The 12,017-nt window shown below is 57.0% G+C and carries 10 protein-coding genes and 2 pseudogenes; 6 read left to right on the top strand and 6 right to left on the bottom strand.

Annotation, left to right across the window (positions count from 1 at the left end):
* Positions 1-27: 27 nt before the first annotated feature.
* From M2361_RS25585 to M2361_RS25570, 4 genes are all read left to right on the top strand, one after another.
* Complete coding sequence (locus M2361_RS25585; protein WP_259252577.1) at positions 28-1,227, top strand: aminoacyl--tRNA ligase-related protein; 1,200 nt, start codon at positions 28-30, stop codon at positions 1,225-1,227.
* A 79-nt stretch (positions 1,228-1,306) separates the two neighbouring features.
* Positions 1,307-2,533 carry an acetyl-CoA carboxylase biotin carboxylase subunit family protein gene (locus M2361_RS25580; protein ID WP_259252576.1) on the top strand — a complete coding sequence of 409 codons (1,227 nt, stop codon included), beginning with the start codon at positions 1,307-1,309 and terminating at the stop codon, positions 2,531-2,533.
* Positions 2,533-3,297: an aspartate/glutamate racemase family protein gene (locus M2361_RS25575; protein WP_259252575.1), complete on the top strand. Its 765-nt coding sequence runs from the start codon at positions 2,533-2,535 to the stop codon at positions 3,295-3,297. The genes M2361_RS25580 and M2361_RS25575 overlap by 1 nt, the downstream gene beginning before the upstream one ends.
* 27 nt (positions 3,298-3,324) lie before the next feature.
* The gene (locus M2361_RS25570) at positions 3,325-4,533 is read left to right on the top strand and encodes a multidrug effflux MFS transporter (protein WP_259252574.1); all 1,209 of its coding nucleotides are present in this window, start codon (positions 3,325-3,327) and stop codon (positions 4,531-4,533) included.
* 20 nt (positions 4,534-4,553) lie between these two features.
* On the opposite strand, the gene M2361_RS25565 is transcribed toward M2361_RS25570, so the two are convergent.
* On the bottom strand, positions 4,554-5,252 hold the full coding sequence (locus M2361_RS25565; RefSeq protein ID WP_259252573.1) for a peptidase E: 699 nt from the start codon (positions 5,250-5,252) through the stop codon (positions 4,554-4,556).
* Positions 5,253-5,564: 312 nt separating this feature from the next.
* On the opposite strand from M2361_RS25565, the gene M2361_RS25560 reads away from it, so the two are divergent.
* On the top strand, positions 5,565-6,410 hold the full coding sequence (locus M2361_RS25560) for a MurR/RpiR family transcriptional regulator (protein ID WP_259252572.1): 846 nt from the start codon (positions 5,565-5,567) through the stop codon (positions 6,408-6,410).
* A gap of 4 nt (positions 6,411-6,414) precedes the next feature.
* On the opposite strand, the gene M2361_RS25555 is transcribed toward M2361_RS25560, so the two are convergent.
* The 5 genes and pseudogenes from M2361_RS25555 to M2361_RS25535 form a co-directional block, all read right to left on the bottom strand.
* Entirely contained in the window at positions 6,415-7,149 is a 735-nt protein-coding gene (locus M2361_RS25555) for an aspartate/glutamate racemase family protein (RefSeq protein ID WP_259252673.1), read from the bottom strand.
* A 116-nt stretch (positions 7,150-7,265) separates the two neighbouring features.
* A complete protein-coding gene (locus tag M2361_RS25550; RefSeq protein ID WP_259252571.1) occupies positions 7,266-8,624 on the bottom strand; it encodes an ATP-grasp domain-containing protein in 1,359 nt (452 codons plus the stop codon).
* A 30-nt stretch (positions 8,625-8,654) separates the two neighbouring features.
* On the bottom strand, positions 8,655-9,869 hold the full coding sequence (locus tag M2361_RS25545) for an MFS transporter (RefSeq protein WP_259252570.1): 1,215 nt from the start codon (positions 9,867-9,869) through the stop codon (positions 8,655-8,657).
* Positions 9,866-10,384, bottom strand: coding sequence for a hypothetical protein (locus M2361_RS25540; protein ID WP_259252569.1), 519 nt, complete (start codon positions 10,382-10,384; stop codon positions 9,866-9,868). The genes M2361_RS25545 and M2361_RS25540 overlap by 4 nt, the downstream gene beginning before the upstream one ends.
* A gap of 959 nt (positions 10,385-11,343) precedes the next feature.
* Positions 11,344-11,574 (bottom strand): annotated as a pseudogene (locus M2361_RS25535) (IS30 family transposase); the annotation flags it as partial.
* Here M2361_RS25535 and gmhB point away from each other — a divergent pair.
* A pseudogene (gene gmhB, locus M2361_RS25530) lies at positions 11,573-12,016 on the top strand (D-glycero-beta-D-manno-heptose 1,7-bisphosphate 7-phosphatase); the annotation flags it as partial. The pseudogenes M2361_RS25535 and gmhB sit on opposite strands and share 2 nt — an antisense overlap.
* Between the last annotated feature and the right edge of the window lies 1 nt (position 12,017).

Below are 12,017 nucleotides of genomic sequence, written 5' to 3'. Positions count from 1 at the left end.
GAAGTACCCTTCTAGGAAAGGTCGGCTGTGTCAAGCAAAGCTACGCTCGCAAAGCTAATTGAAATGAACTGGGTCAGGAAGGCACCCCTGGCGGCGCGCGGTCAATATCACTTATTGCCCGATGGCGCGCTGGTCTTCCGCGTGTTGGCGGACTTTCTAATGGAGTGGATAAGCTACAACCTGGACGCTCGAGAAATCCGCACGCCGCTGGCATACAACTGGGCTGCAGAACCCATTAGAGGGCACTCGGGGCAGTTTGAGCAGCGCCTATTTATAGCTGGTTCTGATGGCGGTGAAGTCGTATTCCGGCCTGGCGGAGACTTCGGGGTGATGAGTATGCTGCAGACGGAGCAGCTCAGCGCGAAACGGCTGCCCATGACGTTCCTCGAACTGTGTCCAAGCCTGAGACACGGTATGCGTGGTGAACTAGATGGCATCAGCCGTGCCCGTTACTTCACATTGATCGACCTGCATACCCTGGCGTTGGGTGAGTCGTCGGCCTTGGAATGCTATTTGTCAATTGTGCGGGCGCAGCACCGCCTGGGTTTGCTGTTCGGGTTCAAAAGTGTCTTGACCTGGCAGGTGCCGAAGGTGCTACCCGACACGATGAATCGGGTCGTCGAGAAGGCGAGTGCAGACCTTGGCGATGCCGTGTTGTTCGATACCTACGACCAACAGAAAAATTATTGGACGATTCAGCATCACTTTCACACGGAGGATGGCATTGGCTATGCCGATGGTCAGTTTGATATGGAGACGCCGCAAACCTTTCATCTGCGGGCCGTTGGCATGAATCCTGACGAGCAACGCATGTATCTATTGCACGGCGCGTTCGATTCCGTCGAGCGCTGGATCGTTAACTTGGCGACGCGTTGCCTTAACGGACGGGGCGACTTTCCCCTTTGGCTGTGTCCTGTGCAGGTCAGATTGCTTGTGTTGCACGATAACGCTTGGAACTCCGCTCGTCGGCTTGACCGCTTTGCAGCTCGGTCAGGAGTTCGCCTACGCGCCGAGATGTGCGGGGACTCGGTTGCCAAACGCATCAACCGTTCAATCGAAGATTGGACGCCGTTCACGGTGGTCTTTGGGAGCCGTGAGGCCACGCCGAATGCATTGACCGACGTTTACGGCCGGGGAGGGGAAAAATTCCAATCCACGATTGAGGATCTTGTGATGCGAATCGCCCGCGAGACTGAACCCTGGCGTACGCCAGCTATTGATCACTAGAGCTTGACGTCGTTCGTATTTCTTAGCCTCGAACCACTGCCACCGAACAATGGGTGGCTTTCATAACAGGACCGGACAAATGTGCATCGTTATCCTCAACCGCTGGGGCCATGTGGCTGAAGACTATGCGAAGTGGCTTGCTGGGACGAAGTCGAACATTCGAATGATCGCTCCCACCGCCATCGCTCAGAGCCTGCGCGATAGTCCGCTGTACGCAAGTGTCCACGGAGTGGAGGATTATGAAGGGGACGTTGACATCGAGCAGACCTGCCAGAGCATTGCGGCTCGTGAGCCGATCACCTACATAGTTGCTTTGCAGGAGTCCGATCTTTACAAAGCGGCGCGTTTGCGCGAGTTCTTCGACCTGCCTGGGCAAGATCCGGAAAGCGTCGAGGCATTTCGTGACAAGGTCCGGATGAAGCAGTGTCTCAAGGCCGCCGACATTGAGGTCGATCTCTTCCAGCCGGTAGGTAGTTATAGCGAAGCGCTGGCGTTTTCCTCCCGGGTGGGATATCCGGTGGTCCTGAAGCCGCGTGATTCCGCGGGGTCCGTTGATGTACAGATAGTGGCGTCGGCCGACCAATTGGGGCCTGCCATTCACAACATGAAGACCTGCCGGCTAGGTCTCAGATCGAATGTGATGATTGAACGCTTCATCGCTGGGAAGCTGTTTCATGTGGACGGTTTCGTGCTCGATGGCGACCTCTTGTATGCCCAAGCGTTTCGATTCTTCGGATCGCAGCTGAAATTCGATGAAAGCAATCCGCGTGGCAGTGTCGCCATGGACCCATCCTCATTGCGCACCGAGCTGGAGCGATTTGCCCACCGTGCGGCCATGGCGCTCCCGCACCCGAAATCCTTTGCTTTCCATGCAGAGGTTTTTGTTCGTCCGAACGGGACCCTCGTCCTGGGCGAGATTGCTAGCCGAGTTGGCGGCACGGGGATCGCACGCGCCGTTCATCTCGCGTGCGGATACTCCCCAAATGAGATCTACAGCCGCGTGCAGGCCGAGCTGAGCGTGACGTCAAGCATGAAGCACTCGACTGGCAAGACCGTCGCATGGGGGCTAATCGCCAGGCGTCAAGGGCTGATCGCGAGTCTGCCTCACGAACTGCCATTTGACTGGGTGACGGATTACGTTTGCATTGTCCAAGAGGGTCAGGTGATGCAGGCCTCCACCAACTACTTCGCTGAATTCCTGGCGATCCTGCATGTTCAGGGAGACAACGAGCAGCAGGCGATGGATCGCTTTCAAATCGCTGCGGCCTGGATCCAGGATCATGTGGTCATGACGCAGGTGCAGTAATGGCCAGCTCCTCATCGCAAGACTCAGCTGCCCTGTTAGGGCAGCGGGCCGTCGGCATCGTCGGCGGCATGGGGCCCGCCGCTGGCGCAGACTTCTTGAGGCTTTTCCTTGATGCTTGCACGTTGACCATTGCGCGCAGTGGTCGGCCACTTCGGGATCAGTCTTATCCGGAACATTGGCTCGCCCAAGTTCCGGTGCCCGACCGTCAGGAGATCCAACCCGGGGGCACGCCCCCACAAGGAAGGATCCTAGAGACGCTCGGCCGCATGCAACGCGCGGGAATTCGGACGGTGGCCATCGCGTGCAATACGGCGCATGCATGGCATGGGGAGTTCGAGCGCGCGCTCCCAACCCTCGAAATACTGCACATCGCACGCGAAGCCATGGTCGCTTTGGCACGCGATGGCGCGCGCCGCGTCGGTGTGATGGCGACTTTGGGGACGCACCAATCATTAATATACGAGACGGCGGGGTCGGCATGCGGGATAGAGTGTTTTGCCCCCCCGGAGCATGATCAGGCGTTAGTAATGCGTGGAGTCTTCGAGGGCGTCAAGAAGGGGAATTTCGGACTAGGAAAGCAGTGCTTTGAGACTGTGGCTCGTAGGTTGATTGAGTCCCAGAGGTTGGACGCGGTCCTATGCGCCTGCACGGAAATTCCCTTGGCAGTCGGTGCCGACCAAATCGACAGCGTTCCTTATGTCAATCCCGCACAGGCTCTGGCCGTCGCACTGGCCCAGCGCGCGCTGGGCGCCGTACATCAGTAGATCGGCGCAATTTGACAGGAGGCGAGGATGACCACGTCGATGGCTAGAAAAATTTGGATTGGCCCGACGTGGGCCTTAGCGGTCTTGTTATCCTCGCTCAGCATGTTGGGCCCGTTCGCGGTGGATACTTACATTCCCGCGTTCGCCCCCATGATGGCGGATCTCAGTGCATCGCCAGTTCAGTTGCAACAAACGCTGTCCGTGTATTTGGTGGGTTTCGCTGTAATGAACCTGTTTCACGGTGCTATTTCGGATAGTCTAGGCCGTAGGCGCGTTGTGTTGTGGGGCCTGGTAGTTTTCTCGCTAGCTTCGCTGGGCTGCGCCAACGCACGGTCTATTGAGTTTTTAATCTTCTTTCGCGCTTTACAGGGGATGGTGACAGGAGCGGGAATAGTAGTGGGGAGGGCCATACTGCGCGATATCCTCGCGCCCGAGGATGCGCAACGGGCCATGAACCAGGTTACGATATTCTTCGGAATTGCTCCGGCGTTAGCACCTATGCTCGGCGGGCTAATATCGGAATATTTTGGCTGGCGAGTGATTTTCCTCTTTCTCGCTGGTTTGGGCCTAATGCTCTGGGCGCTCAACTATCGCTTTCTACCAGAAAGCCTGCAAAGGCCACAACGTCAGCCTTTCAGCATGTCAAATTTGCTGTCAGGATATGGAACGCTGTTTACGGATCGGCGAGTCGTCCTGCTGTCTTTGGCTAGCGGGCTGCCCTTCACCAGCATGTTCCTGTACATATTGGCCGCGCCTGCTTTCCTGGGAGAGCATCTGCAGTGGCCAACCACTGATTTTTACCTGTTTTTTTTGCTGACGATCAGTGGGGTCATGCTTGGCGCGTGGGCAAACGGCTTCGCTGCCGGAAAGCTCAGCCGGGGCAAGCAGATCGGAATAGGATTTTCCTTGATGTTCTTGGGCGCTGCGCTAAATGTGGGTTTTAACCTTTACGGCACTATGCAGCTCAGCCTGCTGCTGTTCCCCATTTGGCTACTCTCATTCGGATGGGCTCAAACGGTGCCGTTGCTGACAATAATGCTGCTAGACTTGCATCCGAATCGGCGCGGCATGGCTTCGTCGGCGCAATCCTTCGTCGGTTCGATCGCGAACGCAGTTGCAGCTGGTGTTGTCGCGCCTGTGGCAATGGGTTCAGTGTTGGGCTTAGCGACGGCTTCGACGGCATTGCTCCTTTGCGGGTTGCTCACTTGGATGATGGTGCGGCGCTGCATAGTGTGAGCCCGTCAGGGCCTGTTCGCTCACATAGTGCATATTCGTGGGGTCGATGGGGGCGTTGATGTGCTTGGTTTTGCTGCAAGCAGCTGGCCCGTCGCTCCTTCCAACACATAGGCGTCGCCGTCTCGCATAGCTATGTACGGCAGGCGTTCTGCTTTCATGAAGGCGACCGCCTGGTCTGCTAAATGACTTTCCGGATGATCCGAGGCGAAGTGCGGCACTATGGAGAAGTCGACCAGCCCCAAACCGTCCCACACGATCTCACGATCATATCGATCGGCTAACTGGGAGGGATCGTCCATTAGATCTACCCCTCTCAAGTGCGGGGTGGCGGCAATCGCACCAGCGCTGAACCCACCATAGGCAACTTGATCTCTTCGCAACAGTTCCCGGATGACTGTAGTGAACCCGCTTTGTCGCATGGCGCGCACCAACAGGAAAGCATTGCCACCGAGCACCCAGACTAGTCCGAACTTTCTAAGATCCTGCGCCAAATCGTCCTGGCGGCCAAAGTACTCGCGCAGATCCAACTCCTGTGCTTCGAGTCCAAGGGTGTTGAATTCGGCCGAAGGACTATAGACGTTTGATTCGTACTCCTGTCTGGCATCGAGCGGGATGAAATCCAGTGCATTTCCTATTATCGCGACCTTGCCATTACGACAAAAATCGGTAACTTTCTCGGCATGGTCGCCGAGTCGGTATGAAGACAGATAAAGTCGCATGCGTGGATCCTCTACATAGGCCATCCGGGGCGGGAAAAAAAAGCCCCGCAGATTGGGCGGGGTGGGTTGAACGGGTTCTTTTTAAAGTACTAAGACCATATCCCACACCTTCGGGCGAGGGTTGTGATCGGCGAGCAGGTCGAACGGATCGTCATGCTTTGACTTTGTCACACGCCACGTTCGCTGTCAATGCGCTCGCGGGGTTAATTTCTGGTGTTGAAAATATTGTCGTTGATTCAGGGATGTCCGTAGTAATCTTACGCGTCGCAGTCCTATCAAATAATGGCGTGCCTCCGGACAAGGCACTCCTAAATGGAGGATTCTCAATTGGAATCAAGCGCATGTTTGCCGGTCAACCCGACCGGCAGCATAGTGGCTCGACGTATTGGCGAAAAAAAAGAATGCATGCCAACAAGCCATCGGGCGTTAGCCGCAATTTGCCTTCAGCGACCGCTACGCGTCGCGTTCATGACCATTGGAGAACTGGCCCGGGAGGCCGGCACTTCTATTGCCACAGTCACGAGATTCGCCAGAGCGCTGGATTTTGAAGGATACAGCGACTTGAGAGCATGCTTGCTGCGAGAGGCTGAAATCGCTGCGGGCGCATTCCCAGCAGCGCCCGGGCCTTCTCTGTCGTACCCGACGGACCAGAGCACGGCAATACACACGTTGATGCAGCAACTACCCGGGTACGGCCAGTTGGAAGCGCTGGTGGATCAGATTAGAAGTGCAGCGCATATAAGTATTATCGGCCTCAACGCGCCGCATAGTTTCGTGGATTTGCTGTATGAAACCTTGATCGCACGCCGGCTAGGGGTTTACCGCCTTGGTCCAGCACAGCTTTCCAAACATATGACTGGGGACCTGCCGCCGCCTGCCGCTGACGGTCTGTATATCTTTCTAGGTCCTTGTGGTGCGCCGGGGGAGGTACAAACGTTGATAACGCTTATTCAAGCGAGTAGAGGAACGGCGGCTTATCTATCGGCGGGTCGAATGGATTGTCCAAAACTGCCTTGGGACGTTTACGTCGCTCCTGGATCCGCCGTGCCTCGGGACGAGGGTGATGCCGCATTCCTCCTGGTGATGTACATGTTGATCCACTGCTGGCAGTCCAAACGGATAGAAGCCCCCCCGTCCGTATCCGCCACCGTTCAATAGCGGGCTACCGGACGTTGTGGGCTGCAGACATAGAAAACTGCTGGTCGATCACTCGCGCGCGGTCAGGCCGGTGGGTGATGGCGGCGCGCGCCAAGGCATCGATGGAATCGGCTATTGGGACGGCTGTTCTGCGATATTGGTCAGGCACCGCCAGCGGCAACTCGGTGCATCCGAGCACCACTGCTCTGGCGCCTTGCCGGCACATGTCGTCTATGGCCTGTTGTGCTGGCCGTATGGCTAAATCGGGTCGATTCGCTTTGACCGCGAGAATGGCCGTCGAGCAGGCATGATGGGTCTGTGCAGAATCCGGTAGCAAACATGTGTAGCCTCGGCGCGCTAAATGCTCTTGATACAGGCCCAGCGCTAGCGTGGCGGGCGTGCCCAGGATTCCCACCGGGCCAGAGGTTATGCCCTGACGGGCAAGCTCGTCGGCGACCGCGTCCACGATGTGAAGGATTGGGACCGATACAGCAGCGGCCAATTCGTCGTACCAAAAGTGCGCGGTATTGCAGGGAATGACTATCACGCCCGCACCTGCGGTTTGCAGTGCGTACACGCCCTGCAACATTGAGGCCAGTGGCGACTCTCCATCCGCGATCTTGGCTTGGCTTCGATCCGGAATGCGGGGATCGTTTCGCAGTAGTGTCGGGATGTGGGCTTGGTCAGCGCACGCTGGGGTCAACGCTACCAGGCGCATAACGAACGCGGCGCCGGCCATAGGCCCCATACCTCCAAGCACCCCGAGGTACGAGCCAGCAAGCGATGGACGTTGCTGTTCCTGCTCGTCTAGTTTGGTCCACGGGGAAGCGATGCGCGCTCCTCCCGCCGGCGCCGTAGTAGGCTGTTGGTCGCCAATCATACGCCAACCTCTTGCCTTGCGTTTATCGTGTGCAACGAGCGGGTCGGTTGTTGCTCAGCAGTCGTGCGAAAGGTGGCCAAATCCTTATCCGAACTGAGCGGCCCGGGCTGCAAATCCAGTTGCGCGTAGAAGCGCTTTTCGACGTCGCGCAGTACGCCGTAATCCCGCCATAGATCGTCTCGCGACCGCGCATACAGAAACACCACTCCCGGTGAGGATGGCATATCACGGGTGACGTGAATTGGGCCGCCGCGGTCGAGTCGTCGATACGAACTGAGATATGAGGGGATGTGTGTGAAGCATGCCCAATCGGGCTCATTGATGATTGTCCCGGAGAAGTTTGAAACCAAAGTCACTTTTAGTCCATAGCCCCGTCTTGTCACTGGCTGATTCCAATGATCAGGCTTCTTCGCGGCGCAGAAGGATCGGGCCAGCTCCTCTACTTGATTGGTGCCCAGGCACATACGAGGCAAGGTCTGGTCCAAAGTCCCATGGCATCGCGCATTGAGTTCGACGATATGGGGCTCGCCATGAGCATCGACGATGACTTCGGTGTGAGCAGGTCCAAATCGATATTGGCAACTGTCGAGTACGGAGGCGACGTAGTCGCTGACGACGTCGAATTCCGGTTCTCCTGGTGCGATCAGCTCCTGTACGTAGGCAAACGGGGCCGCTCCCTTGTCCCGCGTTGCGCGCCACATGCAAAGAAAACGGTGGTGGCCGTCAAAACTCATTGAATCGATCGCGTATTCCGTGCCGCTCAGATACGACTGCACCAACGCTTGTGCATTGAGCGTCTTGTAGCGGTCTTCGTGGTCAACCACGCGCTCAAAGCCGGTTTTCAGGTCGGCAAGGTTGTGGCACACCGTCACGCAATCAGTGCCGGCACTGTTACGTGGTTTCACAACGACCGAACGCTGTCCGGCCCCCTCGAACCACCGCTGGACTTCATCCCAGCAGCCCGACAAGAGTTGTCTTGGCGTCGCGATGCCGTTCTGACTCAACCATTCGATAAGCTCATATTTGTCGTGCCGAATGGAGGAAAGGGCGATGTCGTTGGCGAGGGGCAACCCCAAATGATGGGCAAGTTCATCTGCGAGGCGCAGCCCGAGATGTGATCCTGCCACCACGAACTTGAACTTGCCGACATCGGCAAGCTGTTCGCCCATTGCCGCTAAATCTCCTGAGTAGTCGAAAACGCTGGAAAAGTCCTCGCGTTTGAATAGATGAGAAAGATCCGCCGCATACTCCGATGTCCGAATGGCCACACTATCGAGGCCGTGGGCGCGAAAGCTAGAGGCAAACAAGGAACCCGTCGAAATGGGGTCGACTATCAGGCAACGCTCTTGGATCATGGCTAACTCAGAAAGGGTGAGAAACTCAGACTAAAGCTTGAGATCATCGCTCGCGGGTCGCTGGATCAACCTGCCGCTGCGCGACCGTGGAAGCACGGCTTTGCCGTGAAGTATGAACAGGGAGAGCGCCGATGCTACGGCCATTGAGACGAAGAGGCCTGCCGGCCCGAGGACAGTAGCGGCGGTGCTAAACAGTAGCGGTGTGCCTGCGCCGGCCGAATTTATCGCCGCGGAACGGATCGCCAGAGCAGATCCGAACCTCTCTTTCGGCGCCAGATCATGGAGCACGGTCATTATGTAGGGCTGAGTCACTCCCAAAGCTGCGCCCGTCATAAATACAAGCACTATGAGAAAAATAGGGGAACTCGCGAACGCGTATAGGGGAAATGCGACAACCGTATAAAGCAGCACAAATTCATTGGTTTTGGCGCGCAAAAGCAGAGGTGCTAGACGCGGCAGCACCAAGCGCACGCACACGACGGCCATTGAAAATGCGCCTAGGGCGATTCCGGTCGTTGCGGAAGGCCAGCCGAAATGATGCCCAAGCAAAGGTATGGCAAAGTCATGCACGTCCCAACAAGCATTCAAAACGAGGTTTGTAGCGAGCAATCGGGACAAGCCAGGTAGTCTCAGGGTGTCGAGCAAACGGCCGTGTTGAGCGTTCACCGCGCCGGGGTGTGGCGGTTGGCGGCTGGCGGCTTTACTGAAGACTAGGGCAAGGACAGGAAAGATAGCGAACGAAGCGAATGCGGTAGCAAAGCCAAGGCGATCAATCGCCAGCCCCATAAGAACTGGGCCGACGGCGCTCGCCGCCGCCGGCGCTATGCTAAGCCAGCCGAAAAGGCTCATGCGGAGTTCACGAGAGGAGGCGTTCGTCGCAATCAACCGCTGCGAGGTCACTAACCCTACATTGGCGCCCCCACCTATCAGAAGTGCGGCTCCGATGGTTGCGACCACCTGATGCGAAGAGCCTTCTCGCGTTCCCGCTGCCACCGCGAGGCCAAGGACAATCATGGTTGCAGCTAGCGCCGCTGAGCTGCGAAAAGAGGCGCGCGCGGCAAGACTAGCGCTTATGGGAAGCCACAGCGCTGCTGCCAACGCGAATGCCGCGACCAGCAATCCCGCTCCGATCCCCCCGGATCCGTTTTGCAACGCATATAGAAGCGTGGCAAAGCGTGATCCGGCCAAGGATGCCTGGAAACAAAACAGAGCGGCCAAAACTCCACCCAGCCGCAGGGATGTCATGAGTTAGCGTTGTCAAGGAGACGCCGGTTTCTGATTCCATCCAGCAGCTCGGAGAAATATCCAGTCATGCGTGATTTGCCATAGCCGGTGAGGCAAACCAAGGTCCTGCGGCCGTCGAGCGGGTCCGGGTAACGCGATATCCACCCGCTTTCCTCAAGATCGTCTATTCGCCGCAATGCTGTGCTGATCGGAACTTCAGGGATTTGGTAGAGCGAAGATACCGAAACGGGCCTGTCCAGCAGATCATTTTCAAATAAGTCGAGCAGCATCGACCAAATCGGCTCCACAAACATCCGTTCACCGAAATGTCCTAGTCGGATGCGATGGAGTTCAACCAGCCTGCGCAGTTCTTGCCGCTCTCGCGTCGACGCTTTCGACGACGGAATCAACCCGGCGCCATCATGCGTTGGAACGTCATCAACGGCCGCTATTGGGACATTAGAACGTCCCCGTGACAAGAGCTCGATTTGGTGAATGACCGGCTGTTGCCTTAGCATCGCCTTCAATTCGTGCATCCTTGAACTCCTAACAAATAGTTTTCAATGTGCCGGCAGGAAAACTCTATGTGCTGCTGTAGCCTCAGCGCCTGCAAATCGCTGGGCTACACAGATTCCACAGCGTCACCTCGAACGGGCGATTCAATGTGGGGGTAAGGAGGAGCTTCGGTATCATGCCAAACCAATTGCGATTCAATGGACGACTTTGTACTAGAGAGTCATAAGGGAGTGATCAACCAGAGGTTGTGCACGCTCGCGTATATTTGATCTCCGTCGAATCGTCGACTGGTCCCAGTTGATATGGACTGCGATCTTGCTGTGCGACCATGAAGAAAACACCCCGGCGCTCTAGAAAATTCGCAGTAAAAGACTGTCTGTCTTGTAGGCCTTGAGTCGATATTTGTTCGGGTGTATTAATTGTCGCGGCCATCAGAAGGTTTGACTCGCATGTTCCGAATAAAAATATCGTATCAAGGCCGGCCCAGGAGATGCTATGAGAATTACTGTCAAATTGGCAGGAAAAATATGCGACACTCACGCCCAGCGGTTACGCCGTTACTGGCCTGCTGAATTTTTAGTCTTCAGGCACCGCTGGGCGAGGCTTCTTTCTACACGAGCATGGGACGCAGCGCGTCGGCTGGCCGGTTCATCTGATAAGTCGCACCCACGGGGATACGCTCGAGAGACCGGGCGGCTATTCCTGTACAAGGCACCGCTATGCTGTTTGTCGGCACGAAGTCGCCCGCTATTCATGGAACATCTAACCTCGTCGCAAAGCCTCCGAGCACAATGGCTTAGGCAAACAGGCTTCTCGTTGTCCGGGCGCGACTCGCGTTGCGATTGAGCACGTGTACAGCTGAACCAACCTCACTTCGGGATTGATGTAGAGGTTGATTAAGAGGGCTTAGACCTAAGGGGAAAGAGGTCAGAGAGCAGGTGACCCTAACCCAGTTTTTAGTACCTGTGGATTCAGACGGTCAGTGCAACATTGCGTCCAGCGCTTCAGCCGGGGTCTTGAATCCCAACGTTTTTCTGGGCCGGGAGTTTAGCTTGGCGGCAACTGCATCAAGCTCGCACTGCGTATAGTTTGCCAAGCCTGTTCTTTTTGGGAAGTACTGGCGTAGCAGGCCATTCGTATTTTCGTTGGTGCCTCGCTGCCAGGGGCTGCCCGGATCGCAGAAGTAAACGACCATATTGGTGGCAATACTGCAAGCCATTGCCCGGCTGACGCAGGCCGACTGGAAGGTGGTGGTTGCCAGCAACCAGTCCGGCTTGGCGCGCGGCCTGTTCGACATGGACACGCTGACCGCCATCCACACCAAGATGCGGCGTGAACTGGCCGCCGTGGGCGGCGCGATCGACGCGGTGTTCCTGTGCCCGCACGGGCCGGATGACAACTGCACCTGCCGCAAGCCGCGTCCCGGGCTGTTTGAACAGATCGGACACCGCTACGACATCAACCTGGCCGGCGTGCCGGCGGTGGGCGATTCGCTGCGCGATCTGCAGGCGTCGTCCGCCGTGGGTTGCGCGCCGTGGCTGGTGCAAACCGGCAACGGCAAGAAGACGCTGGCCAAGGGCGGCCTGCCCGAGAACACCCGCGTGTGCGAAGACCTGTCGGCCGTGGTCGACATTCTGCTTCAGGACAATTGAT

The sequence above is a fragment of the Achromobacter sp. JUb104 genome (assembly GCF_024806975.1).
Classification (GTDB): domain Bacteria; phylum Pseudomonadota; class Gammaproteobacteria; order Burkholderiales; family Burkholderiaceae_B; genus Achromobacter; species Achromobacter spanius.
Note: the sequence above shows the minus strand (reverse complement) of the source record. Positions and strands in the feature narration are given on the sequence as shown.

Excerpts from the sequence above, each read along its gene's own strand:
- M2361_RS25550 (WP_259252571.1), bottom strand. The coding sequence starts at position 8,624 with ATGATCCAAGAGCGTTGCCTGATAGTCGACCCCATTTCGACGGGTTCC.
- M2361_RS25560 (WP_259252572.1), top strand. The coding sequence starts at position 5,565 with ATGGAGGATTCTCAATTGGAATCAAGCGCATGTTTGCCGGTCAACCCG.
- M2361_RS25565 (WP_259252573.1), bottom strand. The coding sequence starts at position 5,252 with ATGCGACTTTATCTGTCTTCATACCGACTCGGCGACCATGCCGAGAAA.
- M2361_RS25580 (WP_259252576.1), top strand. The coding sequence starts at position 1,307 with ATGTGCATCGTTATCCTCAACCGCTGGGGCCATGTGGCTGAAGACTAT.
- M2361_RS25570 (WP_259252574.1), top strand. The coding sequence starts at position 3,325 with ATGACCACGTCGATGGCTAGAAAAATTTGGATTGGCCCGACGTGGGCC.
- M2361_RS25575 (WP_259252575.1), top strand. The coding sequence starts at position 2,533 with ATGGCCAGCTCCTCATCGCAAGACTCAGCTGCCCTGTTAGGGCAGCGG.
- M2361_RS25545 (WP_259252570.1), bottom strand. The coding sequence starts at position 9,869 with ATGACATCCCTGCGGCTGGGTGGAGTTTTGGCCGCTCTGTTTTGTTTC.
- M2361_RS25540 (WP_259252569.1), bottom strand. The coding sequence starts at position 10,384 with ATGCACGAATTGAAGGCGATGCTAAGGCAACAGCCGGTCATTCACCAA.